The sequence below is a fragment of the Mannheimia sp. USDA-ARS-USMARC-1261 genome (assembly GCF_000521605.1).
Taxonomy (GTDB): Bacteria; Pseudomonadota; Gammaproteobacteria; order Enterobacterales; family Pasteurellaceae; genus Mannheimia; species Mannheimia indoligenes.
Window position 1 is genome coordinate 1,127,530 of the sequence record NZ_CP006942.1, and the last position, 16,895, is coordinate 1,144,424.

Genomic DNA, 16,895 nt, shown 5'->3' on the forward strand with positions numbered 1-16,895 from the left:
TATGGAAACGTTAATTGAGTTTTTTAGTAGCTACGGATACTGGGCGGTATTTCTGGTTTTACTTGCGTGTGGTTTTGGTTTACCGATCCCGGAAGATATAACTTTAGTTTCAGGAGGGGTAATTTCAGGGTTAGGTTATACTAATGTGCATTGGATGCTTGTTGTCAGTATGTTAGGCGTACTTATTGGCGATAGTACGATGTATTGGTTAGGCAGAATCTATGGCGAAAAAATTCTACAATTTCCGTTTATTCGAAAGATTGCTACGCCCGAGCGGTTTGCTATGGTGCAAGAACGTTTTGAAACACAGGGTCTGAAATTACTGTTTATGGCTCGCTTTTTACCAGGTTTACGAGCAGTCGTTTATCTAGTATCAGGAATTACGAGAAAAGTCAGCTTTGGAAAGTTCTTACTCGTTGATTTCTTTGCCGCAATTATTTCTGTGCCAATTTGGGTCTATTTAGGTGATTATGGTGCATCTAACTTAGATTGGTTAAAAGAGCAAGTTAGCAATGGGCAACACGCTATTTTTGCCATTCTTGGTATTGTTATTTTGTTCTTCGGCTGGAAATGGTATAAAAAGACAAAATCAGAAAAATAAACACAGACTAAAACGACAAAAGGCTATCAAATTTGATAGCCTTTTGTTACTAGCTGGACTAGAATTTTTATCATAACCAGTTGATTTCAAAAGATATTTTTTATTTATTTCTTTACCCGTGTTCCTAACTGTGTTCCTAAAATAAAAAATCAATTCGGTGCGGGATATATTTAGGAAAGTATCATAACCCCTCTACCAACATTTCACAAATTTTCCGCAAAAAAACTCTCAAAAAAAACTTTTTTAAAACTATCTCACTTTTCTCTATTCACACTTTTTTGTATGTAACCCTTTGATTTTTATTTATTTTTTGTAAGTGCTTAAACACTTGTGAAGTGATAGGTTTCCCACTTTTTGATGCTGTTTGTATGATTTTTGCGCATAAGAAAGCCTAGCGGGTGGGCCAGGCTGTTGGTTTAGTCGTTCCATTCGTTTAAAGAATGGACGATATTGATGTAATAAATGTTGGTTACGTTGATGCCGTCCTTTATTCTCGTTCGTAAGGGCTGTTTGCTCCCTCGTTCTTTTAGTGCGTATTCAAATGCCTGTCTAAATCGGTTGCGTTGTAGTGGGTTGGGAATGCCCATTCGCTCGCAGTAATATAAGTAGGCAGAATGTAATGCCGTGCGGTGTGCATCCGGTCGTCGGCTACTTCCAAGGGTTAAGCCGTTGATGATTTCCCGTGCTTCGAAGTGTTTGGCAAATTGGAGAATGTGATCGTTCTCTTCTTTGACTTCGAGAGCTTCTTCACTGTGCTTTTGTGCTTCAAGCAGTTGCTTCGCCACGATTGGATCGGGAAATGCGTCTAGCAGTAAGCGCACAATTCCACCGGCTTCTTGTTCCAGTTTTTGCGGTAACTCAAAGTCTTTTTCTTCTTCACGCACCACTTTGTTAAATTGGAAGATAACACGCCGCCGTGAGGTGCCGCCTTTTTGCTCTTTGAAGATGATCGGGCTGTTGCCGGTAATCAAGAACACGGCTTTCACGGTGTCTTGGAATGCACCACGGTAGAGCGGGCGAAAGCTGATACTATCCCCGCCGGTGATTGATCGTAGAATGCCGCCGTCGCTGATATAGCTCTCTTGGTCGGGCGAATAGCACAGGGTTTTATCAATCAGGCCGCAGCGCATTGTCGGGTTCTCTAAATCCTTTAAGCTGATCGAAGCCGTGTTATCATCACCACCCGCCAAAATTCGGGCTAGGTGGTTGAATACGCTTTTACCCGTACCGCCTGCGCCGGTAATTTCAAGAAAAAGCTGCCATTCGTGGCGGTTGGTCAATATCATATATAACGCCGCCAGAATGCGCTGTTTTTTCTCGTCGTTGCTGTCGCTTACCCAATTCAGCCATTTGTCAAAGTTGGGCGTGGCGGTTTGGGTAGAGTAGTAATCGATATTGATGAACGACGTTAAAAAATGCCGTTCATCGTGCGGCATAAAGTCGCCCGTCTGTTTATGAAGTACGCCGTTAGCAAAGGCGAGTAAATGCGGATCGGCTTTGCTCATTGGTTCGCTTTCATATTTCAGCAGTTCAAGCAGATTTTTAATGTTGTTCGCACTGTAACGTGAAACGCCTTTTGCCTTGAAGAAGGTCAAAAAGTTTCGCCCCATTTGGCTGTCTTCGACAATCTCCCATTTTTTGCCGGTGTAGTGGTAAATCGCTTTGCTTAGGTCGTTAATTCGCAGCGGTTTTTCATACCATTTCAAAAATTCGGCCAGTTTCTCATTGTCGCCCATTTCTTTAAATAGCGCAGTGAATTCAGCTCTGCGTTGCTCGTCGGTTTTACTGCTTTCTACAACCTGTTCCGCCAGAGTGCTATCTTGGCGCAGTCGGGCGATGTAGTCGCTGGCATTTTCCAGCACTTGCCCGATATTGTCGTGAAATACCACCGTGCGCGCGTCGGTCAGTTTGGCAAGGTTTAAGCAGATCGCCGTCTTGTGGTGTTCGCTTAGGTTGCCGAATTGGTAAATATCGACCACCTGCCGATTTTGTGGCGCAATCCGCAGCTGTGAGATTTCTGCCAGTTGCTTGTCACCCAGCACGATCGGCGGTTGGTGGCGGTCTGTTTTAATGGTTTCGCATAGAAAAATCCATTCTTGCCCATTACCACCGCCAAAGGCTTCCCACGCTTGCGAACCGGCTAAAATCGTCAGGGCGTGAAGTGGTTCGTCCTTTTGCTGTTTCAGGTGTGGCGCGTTCTTAATGTTTGCCATTACTGCCCCCTTGTGCTTGGTTTTCCAGTAGTTCCAGTGAAAACGCCATTTGTTGGCGCAGCTGTTTAAATTGCTCTACCAAAAAGCACATCACTGTACTGTACAGCAGAAATTCTTGAACCTGTTTTGCTGTCGGCTCGTCTTCGTCTCGTGGTGCTTTGGGCATTTGTGCCAGTAGTACGCGCTCAAATACTGCCAATTCATCTATACACTTTTTTGCTGAATTTGGGCGAACAAGGGCGATATGGGCTAAATTCTCACCCAGCTCATCTAATACGGCAGCAGTAAACGGGAAAGGCGGTAATCTTGTGCCTTGTTCAAAGTTGCTAGACGTAATCGCGATAGATTGCTGTTCAGCTTCGTTAAAGTCGCTCCAATCAAGTAGGGCTTCTTGTTGATTACACATTTTTACCCCCTTTAACTTTCACCGATTGTGTAAGTTGTGCCTGTAAGTAGGTTTCGCGGTTGAAATGGTAAAGTTTATCCGCTGATTTCTTCGCGTGGTCTAGCAAGGTTTGCGCCGTCCATAGCAGATTTCCGACAATTTCAGGATTTGCGGTAAACTCGTTTTCATTGTTGCAGTAGTCCACGCTCATAAAATCAATCAGCGCGCTTACTTGCGTTAAGTGCTGATTAAGTTCGTTCAGTTAATTGTGAAAGGGTCTCTAAATTACGCATTTTTGCCCCCTTCTGCAAAGTCTTGGATTTGGTTCACGGTCTCGGTTAAAGATTTCGCAATCAGCTCTAAACTGTCTTGGAACTCTCCGGCTTTGGCTACGCTGGGATTGACCTTGCTTAGTAGGTTGAGCAGTGAAACGGTATTCCATAGTGCGCCGATTTGGTCTTGTAGGATTGGTTTACGCATAGAAAGCTCCCTTTTCAGCAGAAAGAACGAAAAGGAATGCGGTTAATTTGGCAATAATGCCTTTTGGGGTTTGGGTTGATTTGTTCATAGCTTCAAGTGTTCTAGTTAGTGATAGGGATTTATCGCTGAAAGGGTGCGATAAGGGTTCAACTGCTACACTTGAATAGCCCCCCTTATTCGTGCGGATACAATCCGCCTTATTTCGGGGTGTCGCCCTTACCGCAAAATCTGAATAGATCACGGGTGTAGTAAGCCCGTGAGTTTGGTGAATTTCAGGTAAAAAAATACCGCTTGTGTAACGGTTGCGGTTGCCGTCAAGTGTAGTAGTGTTTTCATCATACCCGCAACTGCTCGCTTTTGGCAAGCTGTGATTTTGTACATTCATTGGATTTTTTGGTTTATTTTGTACAATCTTTTTGGCTTGTAGGATTGAATTACTCATACATCACCCCCTTACAAGCGGTCAGTTTTGCCTGTTTTTGCGCAAGAAACGCATTGGAATAGCGGGCGATACAGATTGCGCTTTCTGAAAGTTGTAAACGTTGGCGGGCTTCCTGTTCGGAATTGGCGCGGATAGTAATTTTTAGGCGTGAGCCGGTAAGGAATTTGAATAGCATTGCTAATAGCTCCATTTGTGATTTTTGAAGAGCTATCGCTAAACTTTCCAGGGTTTGGGCGATAGCGTGCAACGGGCTGGAAAACTGCGACAAATGGAACACAGCAAAGGGCGAACCTTTCCCATTACACGCTACCATAGAGAGAAATCCGGCAAATCCATTTTTGGATTGGCTGTTTTCTTTGGGTGTGCGTGTGCTACAAACAAAAATAGCACGGTTTGACGGCGTGCTTTTGTTCGCCATTTGTAATTTGTTCGAGTTTCCAGGCTCGGCTGTGGATTTTGCCACAGCAATTGTAATATAAATCGCTTTGGTTAAAGGTGTCAAATGGTTTTTAGGTGAAATAAATTTATCTTCTTGTTATTTTTGATGAATTTTGTTCATAATGGTGTTATAATGTTCTCGCATTTTAAGAAGTCCTATTCGGTAAATGTCATTTCATCAAGTGTAGTTTCTAGAAATCCTGTGGAAACGGGGAAAATGCGGCGAAGGAAATCGCCGCTTTTTTTATACCTGCTTTCCAAGCTGTGTAATAGCGTGTTGAATTTGGCTTTCACTAAACGGCGTGAAATTTGCGTAACTTTTGCGATTTCTCCCAGCTTGTAGTTTGCTGTTATAAAGCTGTGCTAATTTGTGGATTTGTTCCGCATTAGCTGCTTTATAGCTGGTGTAGGGTCGCCCAGCCGGTGAGGTGTGGCGCACGTGTATCAGTTCTTCATCGATAAGCTTTTCAATATCGTAAGCGTAGTTGCGGGCGTTCAGGTGGTAGCCGTCTTCGATAAAGTCTTTTTCAGTAAAACCGTGCTGCGGGTGAGTGATCAGACGTTGAATTGCTTTCATTATCACAGACATAATTACCCCCTTTTCGCTTCTTGCGCCGCAATCCATTCGCGGATTTCGGATAAATTCCAGCGAATATGATTTTGTGATAGGCGGATAGGTTTCGGGAAGGTCGGATCGTCTTTCATCAAGCTGTTTAGCTTGGTGCGTTTAATGCCGATCATCGTCATTGTGTCTTGGGTTGTTCCCCATACTGCTTCCGCAGTAGGGGCTTTATGGGGTGGGATATGAGAAAGTGTCATTGTAAATCCTCTCTTAACTTAACTTTTGATTGATTAAGCAACGTTGCGAGAGGGATTTTTACTGATTTAGTTTAGATGATGAATGATCGTCTAAGCCTTAGAAGCGTGTTTGTAGGTTTACAAGGTTGTTTCTAAGCCTTATGTGTTTTTTTATCAACGATTTTGCCATTTCTGCGGCATTTATCCGCCGGTAATGGATCAATTTGATTAAGAACTTTTTTAATCGCCCCGTCTTTTTCTGTGATCGTGTATTTTTTTCGGATAAGGGCGATCATTTCATCATAGGTGGTTTCTAATCTTTTCTCCCATTCTTCTTCCGCCACTTCTTTTACTCTTGCCACATAATCACGAGTCGTATTTTTTAATCGAATATTCAATTTTCCGTTAATTATTTGATTTAGTTCCAGTTGTTTATAAATACTGGTGGCGTGGATATTTATTCCTGTTAATAATAAATTAAAACCAGGGGAAAAGGGTGTGAGTAATGCGTCTATGCCTTGTTTTAGGCCAGCTTTTATTTCTTCACTTAACTCATCAGAGGAAGAAATAATAGAGAGTAGTTCATTTTTACTGTTTTCTTGTTCTTTTAGTAATTGAGCTATATTATCTAATGCCATTCTAATATCCGTAATGTCATTTCTTCCTTTATTATTATCAATGTTTTGTATTACACTTTCTATAAAGTCATCATCATTCATATTGTCCAATGCGTGTAATGTAGCGTGAAACCCCTTGTCAATTAAGTAATAAATCATCTGATGTTAATTCTTCTTTTTCGACTAATGCGAGATATTCTTCTACTGATGGTTCTTTTTTTAATTTAGACATTTTAAATTTATCCTGTTGTGTTATAATTCTCTTCGCTAACTTTGAGTAGCAATAGGGGAAGGGTAAAACCTTCATTTAAAATTTTATTGGACAAAGTAAGCAGTAAATAAATTGGTTATCGTAATTTAAAAAGCCGATAGTTGTGAAACTAACGGCTTTTTTTTCTGATAACTTCTTGTGTTCTTGCCCGTGATTGCTCGGCGGTAAAAACTCGCCCAGCCTTAACATCTTCTTGCCCACGGCGGATTTTTTCCGCTAGAAATTCATCGTAGCCTTGTTCTTTAAGTAGCATTTTTCGCCCCTTGTGTTATCGCTTGTTAAGTAACAATAGCACAGAAACGACAAAAAAAGAACAGTTACCGCCATTTCGCCATTGATTGCTGCATTGTCGCAATATAGACGTTTTTCGCTTCGTTGATTGCCCGTGCTTCGCCGGCATTTTTGGCTTTTTCCATAAAGTGCGCACCTTTCATTTTCTTAGTACCTCGGTCAAGCATAAACCAGTAAAACGGGTCTGTTTTGTCTTTGGTGTTGGCTGATACTGCTGCCATTTTCTTTCCACCTGCGCGGCGTATTCTGATCACGCCTTTTCCGCTTAATTGCCCGTCTTTGCTTTTGATTTTTATCCGGTGGCGCAAGTTGTTTTTCACTGTGCCTTTTTGGCGGTATTCCGTACTTTTCCCTAAAACCGGAATAAGCGGCTTAGCGATATTCTTATATAATTTCACGCCTGCTTTTAAACCTTCGCGCATTGCTTTTTTCTGCGCGCTGGCTAGGTCGTTTTGAAATTGGGTTAATTTTTTTGAAATTAAATCGGCAAAACCAGCCATATATTACCCCTTGATTTTATTTAATCGTTCTAGTTTTTTGTTTAGACGTTGAATAAGTAAATCATTCCCTAGTGTAAATTCTTGCTTCTGTTTGTTTACGGCAATCATTATTCGCTTTTTTAAGCAGATTTTTAATTCATTCAGCGGATAGGGTTCTTTATCATTCCACAAGCTCATAAAAGTATAAGGTGGTGTGCCACGATGTAAGTAATAATCTATGGCGAGATCCATTAAAACAAAATTATTTTTAGCAATTTTTGCTTTCATTTTGGTGTCCTTATTTTAGGGTTAAATTAAAGTTATAAATCTATTCCGTTGAATTGACTTAATTCATTTTTTTGCTGCTCGCTCATATCAAAGGCTAAATCACCGTGTTCAAGCTGATAAGTGCCGAGAGCCATTAGAAAGGCGATCGCAGGGTCGATTTTATTTGCGGATTTCTTTTTATTCGGTTTGATGTTGGCGTTTGCGTCGGTTTCCATAACCACGTTTGACAATGCCCACGCAAGCACGGGGTCGCCGTTATGCTCAATCATCTGCCGATTTATCAACACTTCCGCCGATTTTGCCACGGGGCTGTAACGCTGGTAGGTTTGCGGAAACGGCTCAACGTCCAGCCCGTAGCCTTGTAGCTGGGTACGTAGGTGGGTGGCGTTCCACACGTCGAAGCCGATCATCTTGATTTCCCATTTCTCGCTGTCTTTGAATATCTCGTCGCGGATTTGGTCGTAGTCGATACAGTCGCCCTTGGTAATGCGTAGCCAGCCCATTCTTGCCCACTGGCGATAGATAGCGCGGTTTTTGTTGGCCACGTTTTCAAGCTGATATTCGGGAATGTAGTGCCGTGTGATAATCCGTGCTTTGTTGTCGTCAGTCGGGAAAATGTAGCAGACGCTCGTCAAGTCGTTGGTGCTGGATAGGTCTAGCCCCATATAGCACACTTTGCCGTGTAATTCTTCTTCGTTATAGCTCCGCTCGCACGCTTTCCAGTTGCCTTCGCCTAGCCACGGCGTAGTACCATTGCACCACACATTAAAGCGTTTGGTGAGCATTTCCACCCATTCCGACGGAATACCACGGGCTTTTGCGATGGTGTTTTCAAAATCGGCATAGGGTATCGATTTACCGATATTCGGATTGGCTTTGATCCACATTTCGGGGCTATCAACTTCGCTTTCGTCGTCCAATTCGAAAATCAGAATAAAAATGCTCTCGTTTTTTTCCGTGCCGTCTAAAATTTGGCAGCAGTAATCATAGTGCTGCTTACAGGCGGAAATCGTATTACTGCCGGCGGTGGTAATGGCGAATAGTAGCCCTTCCGGTCGCGCACCTTGCCCCAGTTCCAGCGCAGAATAGACGCTGTTATCGGGGTGTAGGTGGTATTCGTCCACGATCGCAAGACTGGGGTTTGTGCCTTCTATGGTGCTGGATTTCGCCGCAAGCGGTCGCATTAGGCTGTTTTTTTGCGAATAGAGCATTTTATGCTGTTGAATGGTGAGCCGTTTTTTCAGCGGGGCGGATAACTGCGCCATTTTCTTGGCATCATCAAACACAATCCGCGCCTGATCACGGCTTACGGCGGCGGTGTAAATATCTTGCTGACCGTTTTCCATTACTAGAAACCAGTTCGCCAGCACGGCCGCCACGGTCGATTTCGCATTTTTCCGCGCCACTTGGACGTAAGCCGAACGATATTTGCGCAAGCCACTTTCGGCGTGTTTAAAGCCGAGTAGGTTCGCAAAAAGAAAGATCTGCCAGTCTGAAAGCTCTATCGGCTGTTTGTACAAATGCCCCTTGACGTGCGGACAAAGGCGGGAAAATTTGATGAATTTTTCCACCGTTTCTACATCGAAAACGTAAGCAGGGTTGGCTAAGTCGGCAAAGTAGCGCGCGACGGCTTGCTTTATACGGCGGCAAGCGTTGATTTCGCCACTTTCTACCGCCACGGCGTAGGCGTGCCACGGTTTTTCGTTCGTCATAGGGTGTCTAATTCGTCTTGTTCTTGGGTATCGATTGGCGTTTTGCGACGACTCACAGGGTCAAAACCGAGTAGGGAAGACATCTTAATGATGATTTTCTCCGCTTCGCTTTTGGCCGTCAGTGCCGGATTGCGTGCTTCTGTGCCTTGGCTGTTGGTAATGCTAAAACCACGCTCCGCCAAGTCTTGAACCGCGCGGCGGTAAAGCGAATAGTTCACGCAATAAAGCTCTAAGTTAGTGTAGTCTTCATCGGTAATATCGCCACGCTCAGCAAGTACTGCGATTTTGCGTTGCCATTGCTCGCGCGCGATTTCATCTAAATAGCTCGGGGCTTCGGGGATGTTCTTTTTTGTCATTCTGTTTTCTGTCTATATTTTCTAAAAAATTGTCGTGCGTAAAAATTTGATTGGGGGGCGGTTCTTAGCGGTTGAGCTTTTCTTTCCAAAACTCCCCCCACTGGCTGAAATTGTTTAATTTTTGCGCGAAGCTCAAATTTGAGCTTTGTTTATTTATTAAACGAAGTCCAAAGTTGGATTTCGTTCATTTATTCAGCCAATCCAAATTTCGATTGGCTAAGGTATCAGGGTTTTCTTTATCCCTTCACTTCTTCGCACCATATCCGCGTTTGTCTATCTCTCGTGTCTTGTAGCTGTGGCAATCACGGCAAAGGGCTTGATGATTAGACTGCACCCAGAATAGAGGGTCGGCTTGCCCATTCTCTACGGGCTTGATATGGTCTATCACGGTTGCCGGTGTGTAATCGCCTTTGGCTAAACACATCACACACAGGGGATGTTGAGCTAAGTAGCCTTTGCGGTACTTTGTCCACTGGTGATCGTAGCCACGCTTTGCCGCACTTTCGCGGGTGTCCTTCGGTTTGTGTTCATCACATCGCCCAGACTTGACGCGGTTACGGCAACCGGGGAAGGTGCAACGGCGCAAGGGTTGAAACGGCATTCTGTCAGCTCCTAATAGATTGCCGGTTCGCGGTATGGCTTCCATAACGCACTAATCGCAAATGGCACTTCATACAGTTGAACGTCGGCCACGGCTTCACGGTTTGCGTATAAATGCCCGATCAACATCAGGCAACCGACCTTAATCCCCTTTGTGAAGATTACGGTTTTATCGGTGGTCGTATCGCCCCACGTTTTGCCGATATAGTTCTGCGCCACTTCTTCCGCACTCTCCGCCAAGAGTTCAAGCAGTTCATCGTCTAAGCTATGCTCTACGCGCAAGTGTGCTTTAATTTCGTCTAAGTCAATATTAGCCATTGTGCGCTTCTCCTTCTTTACACATAAGCTGTAATTCTTCGTGGCGTTCGTGAAAGTCGATAACATCAAAAATCGAAAATATCCGCTCGCCGTACTTAATCCGCATTTTTCGAACAATCACTAAATCAGGGCGATAGCGCACCCGAATACGGGTGATGTTCTCGCCGATTTGAAAAGCACCACTAAAATACTCACGCCCTGAAATCGGTTCGATACTGGCTCTTAATGTGATGACATCTTGCCAATTCTGCTTCATCGTAGATCCGCTGCGAATAATCTTGCCTTGGTTATCCGGTTTCGCTGGCGCAATTCGTTGAAGCGTGATCACCTTATCGAATTTTCCGGCTCTAACCATTCGCGCCATTTTCGCCCCCTTGCTTGACTTCTACGGTCTGTTTCCACGCTTGCGAATACTCATCACCGCCAACATAAGGCAATAGCCCTTCACGCTTACGCGCTTCATTCGGGGAAAGAATGCCCGCCTTAATAGCGGTTTCGTAGCTTTGATATCGCTCTTGCTGATTGGTGCGCAGTAAGTCGCTGGTGTCGAACTCAATCACGTACCGCTTCCTGCTTTGGCTATTGAGATCAATCATCAAGGCATCTTTTAATTGCTGTTCAAAATTGACTAAATGCGGGCGCAAGGTTTGCCCCAAGAACGCACGGCTGGCTTCGCTGAAATTGGCGTAGCTGGAATGCGAATAATCTTGTAGGAAAATGGGCGAAATGTTGAAAATGCGCGCCACATCTTCAATCGTGAATTTTCGGCTGGCCAACCATTCCGCATCTTGGTTACTCATTCCCAACTGTTTGTATTCCATACCGCCTTCTAAAATCGGCGTTTTACCGGCATTCTTCGCCCCTTGATAGCGTTTCAAGGCTTCGATTGCCTTTTGACCTTTGGCTTGATCGAACCATTCCGCCTGGTCACAATACCGCCCGCCATTAAGCCGTTTTTCATAATGCTTGCGCCGTGCTTCTGTTGGGCAAGGCCTAATCCCACTGCTTCACGGCAGACGGTAATCGGCGAACGCCCCATAAAGCCGTCGTGGCTGGCGTGGCGTAGGTGTAGCACTTCATCTTGAAGATAGGTGCTTACTTTGCCGTTGAAGTCTGTGATTTGATACAGATATGCGCCCGTGGTGGTGCGTTGGACGTTTACCGCGTGCGGCGGGTAGGGGGGCAGGCTTTCCGGTTGCCCTTTATCATTCCAGCCGATCACGGCGTATGCGTTGCCGGTTAAAAGAACGTGGCGCATCATCACTTCTTTAAACTGGTAGGGCGTTTGGTTGCGGTTCGGCATTTCATTCAGCAGATATTCCACCGAATGATTTTCTACCCGTTCGCGCCCGTCGGCGTTCACTTCGAACAGATAGCAAGGCATACTTGCCACCGCTTGCGCAATCACATTGACTGCATTCAATACCGCGGGCAGGGCTTCGGCGGTTTGTGGGCTAACATATTCGCCCGCGCCGGTATTGGCTGCGCCGATAATCCCCAGCACATCATCCACCGTAAAAGAACGGGTTTCAGGCTTCTTCTTAAAAAATCCAAACATCGTTAGCCCTCCGCCACAGCCAACCATTTACGGCGGTTTTCGTCTTGCCAGTTTGCGGATTTTTCGCTTTTTGCGACCGCTTGCGAACGTTTCAAAATGGCTAGACTGCTGTCCGGATATGCCGGAATGCTGGTTACGGTAATTTCGAATAGTTCTGCTTCGGTCACGGTGCGCAAATTCGGCTCTACGGAAAAATCCCACTCGTTCTTTTTGGCAATGAAACCAAAGGACATTCCGCGAATGTCGCCACGTTCCACGCTTACCAGCAGATCGCGCCCTAGTTGGTTATCCGGTGGGGTGAGTTCAAAACGTAAACCAATCGCGTCTTCTTGTAGTGAAAGTGTACCGCTTGATGTGCGTCCAAGCAGTTTTGTATGGTCGTGTTCAAACAGCGCGCGCACATCTTGCCCACCCGTCAAAGAATGGCTAAACGCATTCGGGGCGAAACGTTCGATATATTCGCCCCACAGCAATTCACTGTCTTTATTCCACTGCACCACATAGCCGGTGAGCTTCTTGTTTTCGCTGTCTGCGGTCAGCGTACTGATGCGGATCTCTAATTCTGTTGTCATCGTATTTCCTTAGACAAAAAAGGGGCGAAAATCGCCCCTGTGGTGGTTATGCTTAGGCTTTACCTTCAAGCACCTTGATAGCGTTGCTATCGACCACGCCACCGCCTAAATACTTATCCGTGTGGACTTTATAGAAGCCCGGTTCGGTAATGTTGTCAGGGCGAGTGCGCACGCCGGTTTCGTGATCCACGATTGTATAACCACGTTTGAAATCACCTACCGCTAAGAATGGCTGTTCGACCGCCACATCCGGCATTGTTTCAAGGTAATAGACCGGCAAGCCTAACAGTGTGGACGGTGCGCCCGCTTGTAAGCCGTCGCGCCAAATGTAATCGCCGTTGCCGTTCTTCAATTTCTGAATAGTACCGGCGGTTTGTGAGTTCATAACCCACACTGCATTTTTGCGATAACCGGCTTTGAGTGAGTAGAGTAGATCGATTAGCACATCCGCATTCAGTTTGTCGGTTTTCACTTCCATTTTTTGAAGTGTGCCGAATGCGCGGGTTTTGTCGTTGTCGGTAGTGCGTGGGTAGTGTAAAAAGCCTTTAGCCATTTTCTCGCCCGTACCGTTCACAAGATCGCTTTCTTCGGTTTCGGCGAAAGTATCTGTAATTTCATCTGTCAGCCAGCCGAGAATATCTACGCCGCCAAAATCTAAAATCTCTTGCGTGGTTTTTGGATACGCAAAGACATTGTGAACAGCGATCGTGACTTCGTTCATTTTCGGCGTGTTTGTACCGGTGCGCGCTTCGCCTTCTGTACCACGGCCAACGGTTGCACCACCCGCAGAAACGAGTTTTTTATACTCTTTCGCTCCCACCGGCAAACGTACGGTATGCGCAAGTGAGCGCATTACGCTTTCATCGGCAAGGCGTTTCATCACTTCGCCGTCTAACTGTGGGATAACTGAATAGCCCCCATCTGCACCGCCATTCGTATTTGTCGCTAGTGTGCGCAGTTCGCCCGTTTTAATCCAGTGGCGTAATTCATCATTACTTGGGGCTTTTGTGGCTTTCTCGGCTTTCTGATAAGCCGGATTACTGCGCTCTTCTTCGGTGACGCTTTCCAAGCGTTCGATCTCGGTTTTGAGTTCGTCCACTTTTGCTTTTAAGGCATCAAATTTACCGCCTTCTTCTTCATTCAAAGAGCGATTTTCTTTGTCGGCATTCGCCAGCATTTCGCGCATTTGCTCAACCGCTTGCGCTTTTTGTTGGCGTAGTTCTTGGAGTTTTTTAAACATTAGCATTTTCCTTATGATTAAGTGTTTGGAATTGATAGCGAACGCGATACGTTAATGCCGAACTCACCCACGCATTATTTTCTGTGTCGTATTCGTAATCGTAAGATTGATTGAAATCGGCGGTTAGCGAGAAGTTGTCGAAGTCGTGGAATAAGATTGCTTGATTGATTTTCTCATTCAGCTCATCTAAAACGGCTTCGCCTTGGTGGAAAGGTAAGTAAGTCAAAATGACTAGATCAGCTTCCCACTCGATATTTCCAATCGTAACGGGCTGCCCTTCTGCGCCATTGAGATAAACCGCAATCATCGGCAATTCATCATCGAGATTGAGAATTTTCGGTAATCCATTGTGGAAATAGGTAACTTCTTCAATTTCACCGCTTAAAAAGTTGATAACTTCTTGTCTAATTTTGTTATGGATTAGCATCAAAACCCCGCTCAAAAATCCGTTAAATCCTTATTCTAAGGATTTAAAAATTGAACTTGAATAGGCTGTTTTCTGTGCGAAAAAATACGATAAAAAATGAAAGCTAAATTTACATTTCTTTTCAGATAGGATGTTTTCTTGTTTGGTAGTAGGTTTGAGATAAATCACTTTATCACTTATAACTCACTTCTATATTTTCCTTTATATATCAATCATTTATTTCTTTTTTAATTGAAAAAGTGAGAAAGTGAGTTATATATAAGAAATAATATATAAAAAGAGATAAGTAAAAATAAAGCCTAGCGGGTTTGCTAGGCTTGGAAGGTTTAGGGGAGTTTTGCCAGTATCGAGAAAGTGGAGCATTGTTCTACATAATCGCCCCACGCCTGCATTACAGGCTTACGCTGCTCTAAATAGGTTGAACGGTTATAAACTTGGCTTACTTCGCTGCCGACTGCGTGAGCTAAACAGGCTTCAGCCACCTCATAGCCTACGCCATTTTCAGCAAGCCACGTTCGCGCCACTGCGCGCAATCCGTGCGCAGTCTGTCTGCCGGCATATCCCATCGAATTTATCGCTTTGTTTGCTGTTTCTTTATTCATCGGCTGGTTTGGCTTGCTGTAATGCGGAAACACAAAACGAGAATTACCGGAAATCGCTTTCATCTTCTCTAAAATAGCAATGGCTTGAGTAGAAAGCGGTACAGTATGCGAATTTGCGCCTTTCTTCGTCTTCTTCATCTTGTCGGCTGGTATCGTCCATAGCTTTTCTAACCAGTCAATTTCGCACCATTCGACGCTTACCGCTTCTGCGGGGCGAACCATTGTCAAAAGCTCCCATTGGATCAAAATCTTTGTAACTAAATCGCGGTTAGAGTTATGAAGAGTGTTCAGAAATTCCGGTAACTCTTCGGGGCGAATAGCCGGATTGTTCTGCTTAGGCTTCTTACTGAATGCTTCGCCGACCTTCTCACAGTAGTTAAACTGTAATAAGCCGGTATTCACGGCATAATTTAGAATTTGATTGGTCAAACGGATCAGGCGGTGCAGTGTGTCGCTTTCCCCGGCTGCATTTAACGGTTTGAGCGTTTCCACAAGTAAATATGGCGTGATTGCATTAATAGGATGATGACCTAGCTTTTGAAAGAGGTATTTTTCCAGCCGTTGCCAATTCTTTTCCATTGTGAGCGGTTCGACATCATTTTGCCGTTTAACCCGCCAATTCTCGGCAACTTTATAAAAAGTGCTTGAACGAGTTTGTAGGTCTGCGATTTTTTGTTCTTTTTGATGTATCTGCGGATCGATATTTTGAGCCAATAAAGCCCGATATTCATCGCGCTTTGCTCTTGCCTGCGCAAGAGAAATTTCAGGATAAGCACCAATCCCTAAATTTGTGCGTTTGGGTGGCTCTGTCAAAGGTCGATAGTAATTGAAAAGCCAAGATTTTGAGCCATTAGACTTTACACGCAAAAAAAGCCCTTGCCCATCCATTAGACTGTAATCTTTCTCTTTGGGCTTAGCTTTATCTACTTCGGTATTTGTAAGGGGTTTTGTTACTCTTGCCATAATTTAGGAACACGGGAATTTTAGGAACACGAAAAATAAAAACTTTGTAAGCCTTGCTATTCAAGGCTTGTGAGATTTTTAGGAACACAGAATTTTACGTATTATAACCTGTGTTCCTAACTGTGTTCCTAAAATCTGCGGTTAAACGCGAAAAAATACAGTAGGAAATGATCAGTAAAAAGGGCTTAAAAACACGAAATCCCTTGATAATCAAGGGATTTGCGAAAGGTTGCGTTAAGTTACGCTAGGAATAATGGTGCGACTAGCTGGACTCGAACCAGTGACCCCCACCATGTCAAGGTGGTGCTCTAACCAACTGAGCTATAGTCGCATTGATGGGATGCATTCTATTGGAAAAAATAGTGCTATGCAATATGCTTTTTCTTGAGTGCTTTTATTTTAAACGCTTTTGTGTGAAAATTTGTTTATCTTCCCAGCGGAGCATTGTTAAATGGCTTCCCCACGCACAGCCGGTATCTAAAGCGTGAATGTTTGGATAAAAGCATTTCCCCATTAAACTTGCCCAATGCCCAAAAATAATTTCTTGCTTTTTATAGAGTGGATTATCTAATTCAAACCAAGCTACAAGTTCTTTAGGAGCTTCTTCAACTGGTAATTTACATTCAAAATCTAACCGCTTGTCAGTGTAGCAAAAACGCATACGAGTAAATACATTGATGATATAACGCCAGCGTTCAATGCCTTGTAATTCATCAGACCAACGTTGAGGATTATTTTCATACATTTGAGTGATATAATTAGCATATTGTGAACTTTGCAGCAAAGTTTCGGCTTCTTTAGCACAATTTAATGTGGTTGCTAAATCCCATTCCGGGCTAATACCAGCGTGAACGAGCAGAAATTTATGGGTTGGATGATAGATTGCAAGCGGTTGATTTCTCAGCCAATTTTGCAATTCAAGGCGATCTTCTGCTTGAAAAATAGGCTCGACTTTATCGTTCGGCTTTACTCGTTTTATACCGAGTAACGTAGCAAGTAAATGTAAATCGTGATTGCCTAAAACAGTTTTAGCATTGTTGGCAGGATCTTTTACAAAACGAAGGCAAGCGAGAGAATCTTCGCCACGGGCAACTAAATCGCCCGTTAAAAAAAGTTTGTCTTGCTTAGGGTCATAATTCACTTTTTCTAATAAAAGTTGGAATTCGTTAAAGCAGCCGTGTAAGTCGCCAACGATATAGGTTGCCATTAGTGATTTCCCCAAAATAGGGTAAGGGCTAATTGCA

The 16,895-nt window shown here is 44.2% G+C and carries 23 protein-coding genes, 1 tRNA gene and 1 pseudogene; 1 reads left to right on the top strand and 24 read right to left on the bottom strand.

The genetic code is table 11. The features are described from left to right. Window position 1: 1 nt before the first annotated feature. Window positions 2–601, top strand: a complete 600-nt coding sequence (locus X781_RS05485; protein WP_025235891.1) for a DedA family protein — start codon at window positions 2–4, stop codon at window positions 599–601. Window positions 602–1,017: 416 nt separating this feature from the next. Here the strand turns inward: X781_RS05485 and X781_RS05490 are convergent, their stop codons facing one another. From X781_RS05490 to apaH, 24 genes and pseudogenes are all read right to left on the bottom strand, one after another. Then, window positions 1,018–2,814 (bottom strand): DNA primase family protein, encoded by a 1,797-nt coding sequence (locus X781_RS05490; RefSeq protein ID WP_025235892.1) that lies wholly within the window; start codon window positions 2,812–2,814, stop codon window positions 1,018–1,020. Next, window positions 2,801–3,220 carry a hypothetical protein gene (locus tag X781_RS05495; protein ID WP_025235893.1) on the bottom strand — a complete coding sequence of 140 codons (420 nt, stop codon included), beginning with the start codon at window positions 3,218–3,220 and terminating at the stop codon, window positions 2,801–2,803. The genes X781_RS05490 and X781_RS05495 overlap by 14 nt, the downstream gene beginning before the upstream one ends. Continuing rightward, window positions 3,213–3,410: a hypothetical protein gene (locus X781_RS05500; protein WP_025235894.1), complete on the bottom strand. Its 198-nt coding sequence runs from the start codon at window positions 3,408–3,410 to the stop codon at window positions 3,213–3,215. Before X781_RS05500 ends, X781_RS05495 begins: the two co-directional genes overlap by 8 nt. Window positions 3,411–3,484: 74 nt before the next feature. Further along, window positions 3,485–3,679, bottom strand: coding sequence for a hypothetical protein (locus tag X781_RS05505; protein ID WP_025235895.1), 195 nt, complete (start codon window positions 3,677–3,679; stop codon window positions 3,485–3,487). Then, the gene (locus tag X781_RS11805) at window positions 3,672–4,121 is read right to left on the bottom strand and encodes a hypothetical protein (RefSeq protein ID WP_025235896.1); all 450 of its coding nucleotides are present in this window, start codon (window positions 4,119–4,121) and stop codon (window positions 3,672–3,674) included. Before X781_RS11805 ends, X781_RS05505 begins: the two co-directional genes overlap by 8 nt. Next, window positions 4,114–4,584, bottom strand: a complete 471-nt coding sequence (locus X781_RS05515; protein ID WP_158497212.1) for an ash family protein — start codon at window positions 4,582–4,584, stop codon at window positions 4,114–4,116. The genes X781_RS11805 and X781_RS05515 overlap by 8 nt, the downstream gene beginning before the upstream one ends. Window positions 4,585–4,803: 219 nt before the next feature. Next, window positions 4,804–5,148: a hypothetical protein gene (locus X781_RS05520; RefSeq protein WP_025235897.1), complete on the bottom strand. Its 345-nt coding sequence runs from the start codon at window positions 5,146–5,148 to the stop codon at window positions 4,804–4,806. 2 nt (window positions 5,149–5,150) lie between these two features. Beyond that, on the bottom strand, window positions 5,151–5,378 hold the full coding sequence (locus X781_RS05525) for a helix-turn-helix transcriptional regulator (RefSeq protein WP_025235898.1): 228 nt from the start codon (window positions 5,376–5,378) through the stop codon (window positions 5,151–5,153). A 131-nt stretch (window positions 5,379–5,509) separates the two neighbouring features. After that, on the bottom strand, window positions 5,510–6,076 hold the full coding sequence (locus tag X781_RS05530) for a hypothetical protein (RefSeq protein ID WP_144084201.1): 567 nt from the start codon (window positions 6,074–6,076) through the stop codon (window positions 5,510–5,512). A 278-nt stretch (window positions 6,077–6,354) separates the two neighbouring features. Beyond that, the gene (locus X781_RS12385; protein ID WP_200865323.1) at window positions 6,355–6,498 is read right to left on the bottom strand and encodes a hypothetical protein; all 144 of its coding nucleotides are present in this window, start codon (window positions 6,496–6,498) and stop codon (window positions 6,355–6,357) included. Between the two features lie 64 nt (window positions 6,499–6,562). Then, window positions 6,563–7,036, bottom strand: a complete 474-nt coding sequence (locus X781_RS05535) for an HK97-gp10 family putative phage morphogenesis protein (protein ID WP_025235900.1) — start codon at window positions 7,034–7,036, stop codon at window positions 6,563–6,565. A gap of 3 nt (window positions 7,037–7,039) precedes the next feature. Then, window positions 7,040–7,303, bottom strand: coding sequence for a hypothetical protein (locus tag X781_RS05540; protein ID WP_025235901.1), 264 nt, complete (start codon window positions 7,301–7,303; stop codon window positions 7,040–7,042). A gap of 32 nt (window positions 7,304–7,335) precedes the next feature. Next, window positions 7,336–9,015: a terminase large subunit gene (locus tag X781_RS05545; protein WP_025235902.1), complete on the bottom strand. Its 1,680-nt coding sequence runs from the start codon at window positions 9,013–9,015 to the stop codon at window positions 7,336–7,338. Continuing rightward, entirely contained in the window at window positions 9,012–9,371 is a 360-nt protein-coding gene (locus tag X781_RS05550) for a phage terminase small subunit P27 family (RefSeq protein WP_025235903.1), read from the bottom strand. The genes X781_RS05545 and X781_RS05550 overlap by 4 nt, the downstream gene beginning before the upstream one ends. 244 nt (window positions 9,372–9,615) lie before the next feature. After that, entirely contained in the window at window positions 9,616–9,972 is a 357-nt protein-coding gene (locus X781_RS05555; protein ID WP_025235904.1) for an HNH endonuclease signature motif containing protein, read from the bottom strand. An 11-nt stretch (window positions 9,973–9,983) separates the two neighbouring features. Then, window positions 9,984–10,289, bottom strand: coding sequence for a head-tail connector protein (locus X781_RS05560; RefSeq protein ID WP_025235905.1), 306 nt, complete (start codon window positions 10,287–10,289; stop codon window positions 9,984–9,986). After that, window positions 10,282–10,653, bottom strand: coding sequence for a phage head closure protein (locus X781_RS05565; protein WP_025235906.1), 372 nt, complete (start codon window positions 10,651–10,653; stop codon window positions 10,282–10,284). The genes X781_RS05560 and X781_RS05565 overlap by 8 nt, the downstream gene beginning before the upstream one ends. Window positions 10,654–10,677: 24 nt before the next feature. Further along, a pseudogene (locus X781_RS05570) lies at window positions 10,678–11,874 on the bottom strand (phage portal protein); the annotation flags it as partial. Further along, complete coding sequence (locus X781_RS05575; RefSeq protein WP_025235907.1) at window positions 11,850–12,419, bottom strand: HK97 family phage prohead protease; 570 nt, start codon at window positions 12,417–12,419, stop codon at window positions 11,850–11,852. The gene X781_RS05575 and the pseudogene X781_RS05570, both read right to left, overlap by 25 nt. Before the next feature lie 52 nt (window positions 12,420–12,471). Beyond that, entirely contained in the window at window positions 12,472–13,659 is a 1,188-nt protein-coding gene (locus tag X781_RS05580) for a phage major capsid protein (RefSeq protein WP_025235908.1), read from the bottom strand. After that, window positions 13,652–14,086, bottom strand: coding sequence for a phage tail terminator protein (gpU, locus tag X781_RS05585; protein WP_025235909.1), 435 nt, complete (start codon window positions 14,084–14,086; stop codon window positions 13,652–13,654). Before gpU ends, X781_RS05580 begins: the two co-directional genes overlap by 8 nt. 326 nt (window positions 14,087–14,412) lie before the next feature. Further along, window positions 14,413–15,651, bottom strand: coding sequence for an integrase arm-type DNA-binding domain-containing protein (locus X781_RS05590; protein ID WP_025235910.1), 1,239 nt, complete (start codon window positions 15,649–15,651; stop codon window positions 14,413–14,415). 254 nt (window positions 15,652–15,905) lie between these two features. Continuing rightward, window positions 15,906–15,982, bottom strand: a tRNA-Val gene (locus X781_RS05595). Between the two features lie 63 nt (window positions 15,983–16,045). Next, window positions 16,046–16,858 carry a bis(5'-nucleosyl)-tetraphosphatase (symmetrical) ApaH gene (apaH, locus tag X781_RS05600; RefSeq protein WP_025235911.1) on the bottom strand — a complete coding sequence of 271 codons (813 nt, stop codon included), beginning with the start codon at window positions 16,856–16,858 and terminating at the stop codon, window positions 16,046–16,048. Window positions 16,859–16,895 lie beyond the last annotated feature (37 nt).

Bases quoted from the DNA above. Each gene is read 5' to 3' on its own strand.
- apaH (WP_025235911.1), bottom strand. From the start codon at position 16,858: ATGGCAACCTATATCGTTGGCGACTTACACGGCTGCTTTAACGAATTC.
- X781_RS05580 (WP_025235908.1), bottom strand. From the start codon at position 13,659: ATGTTTAAAAAACTCCAAGAACTACGCCAACAAAAAGCGCAAGCGGTT.
- X781_RS12385 (WP_200865323.1), bottom strand. From the start codon at position 6,498: ATGCTACTTAAAGAACAAGGCTACGATGAATTTCTAGCGGAAAAAATC.
- X781_RS05590 (WP_025235910.1), bottom strand. From the start codon at position 15,651: ATGGCAAGAGTAACAAAACCCCTTACAAATACCGAAGTAGATAAAGCT.
- X781_RS05500 (WP_025235894.1), bottom strand. From the start codon at position 3,410: ATGAGCGTGGACTACTGCAACAATGAAAACGAGTTTACCGCAAATCCT.
- X781_RS05565 (WP_025235906.1), bottom strand. From the start codon at position 10,653: ATGGCGCGAATGGTTAGAGCCGGAAAATTCGATAAGGTGATCACGCTT.
- X781_RS05535 (WP_025235900.1), bottom strand. From the start codon at position 7,036: ATGGCTGGTTTTGCCGATTTAATTTCAAAAAAATTAACCCAATTTCAA.
- X781_RS11805 (WP_025235896.1), bottom strand. From the start codon at position 4,121: ATGAGTAATTCAATCCTACAAGCCAAAAAGATTGTACAAAATAAACCA.
- X781_RS05485 (WP_025235891.1), top strand. From the start codon at position 2: ATGGAAACGTTAATTGAGTTTTTTAGTAGCTACGGATACTGGGCGGTA.
- X781_RS05490 (WP_025235892.1), bottom strand. From the start codon at position 2,814: ATGGCAAACATTAAGAACGCGCCACACCTGAAACAGCAAAAGGACGAA.
- X781_RS05550 (WP_025235903.1), bottom strand. From the start codon at position 9,371: ATGACAAAAAAGAACATCCCCGAAGCCCCGAGCTATTTAGATGAAATC.
- X781_RS05545 (WP_025235902.1), bottom strand. From the start codon at position 9,015: ATGACGAACGAAAAACCGTGGCACGCCTACGCCGTGGCGGTAGAAAGT.
- X781_RS05555 (WP_025235904.1), bottom strand. From the start codon at position 9,972: ATGCCGTTTCAACCCTTGCGCCGTTGCACCTTCCCCGGTTGCCGTAAC.
- X781_RS05530 (WP_144084201.1), bottom strand. From the start codon at position 6,076: ATGAATGATGATGACTTTATAGAAAGTGTAATACAAAACATTGATAAT.
- X781_RS05575 (WP_025235907.1), bottom strand. From the start codon at position 12,419: ATGACAACAGAATTAGAGATCCGCATCAGTACGCTGACCGCAGACAGC.
- X781_RS05560 (WP_025235905.1), bottom strand. From the start codon at position 10,289: ATGGCTAATATTGACTTAGACGAAATTAAAGCACACTTGCGCGTAGAG.
- X781_RS05540 (WP_025235901.1), bottom strand. From the start codon at position 7,303: ATGAAAGCAAAAATTGCTAAAAATAATTTTGTTTTAATGGATCTCGCC.
- X781_RS05505 (WP_025235895.1), bottom strand. From the start codon at position 3,679: ATGCGTAAACCAATCCTACAAGACCAAATCGGCGCACTATGGAATACC.
- X781_RS05495 (WP_025235893.1), bottom strand. From the start codon at position 3,220: ATGTGTAATCAACAAGAAGCCCTACTTGATTGGAGCGACTTTAACGAA.
- X781_RS05520 (WP_025235897.1), bottom strand. From the start codon at position 5,148: ATGTCTGTGATAATGAAAGCAATTCAACGTCTGATCACTCACCCGCAG.
- gpU (WP_025235909.1), bottom strand. From the start codon at position 14,086: ATGCTAATCCATAACAAAATTAGACAAGAAGTTATCAACTTTTTAAGC.
- X781_RS05525 (WP_025235898.1), bottom strand. From the start codon at position 5,378: ATGACACTTTCTCATATCCCACCCCATAAAGCCCCTACTGCGGAAGCA.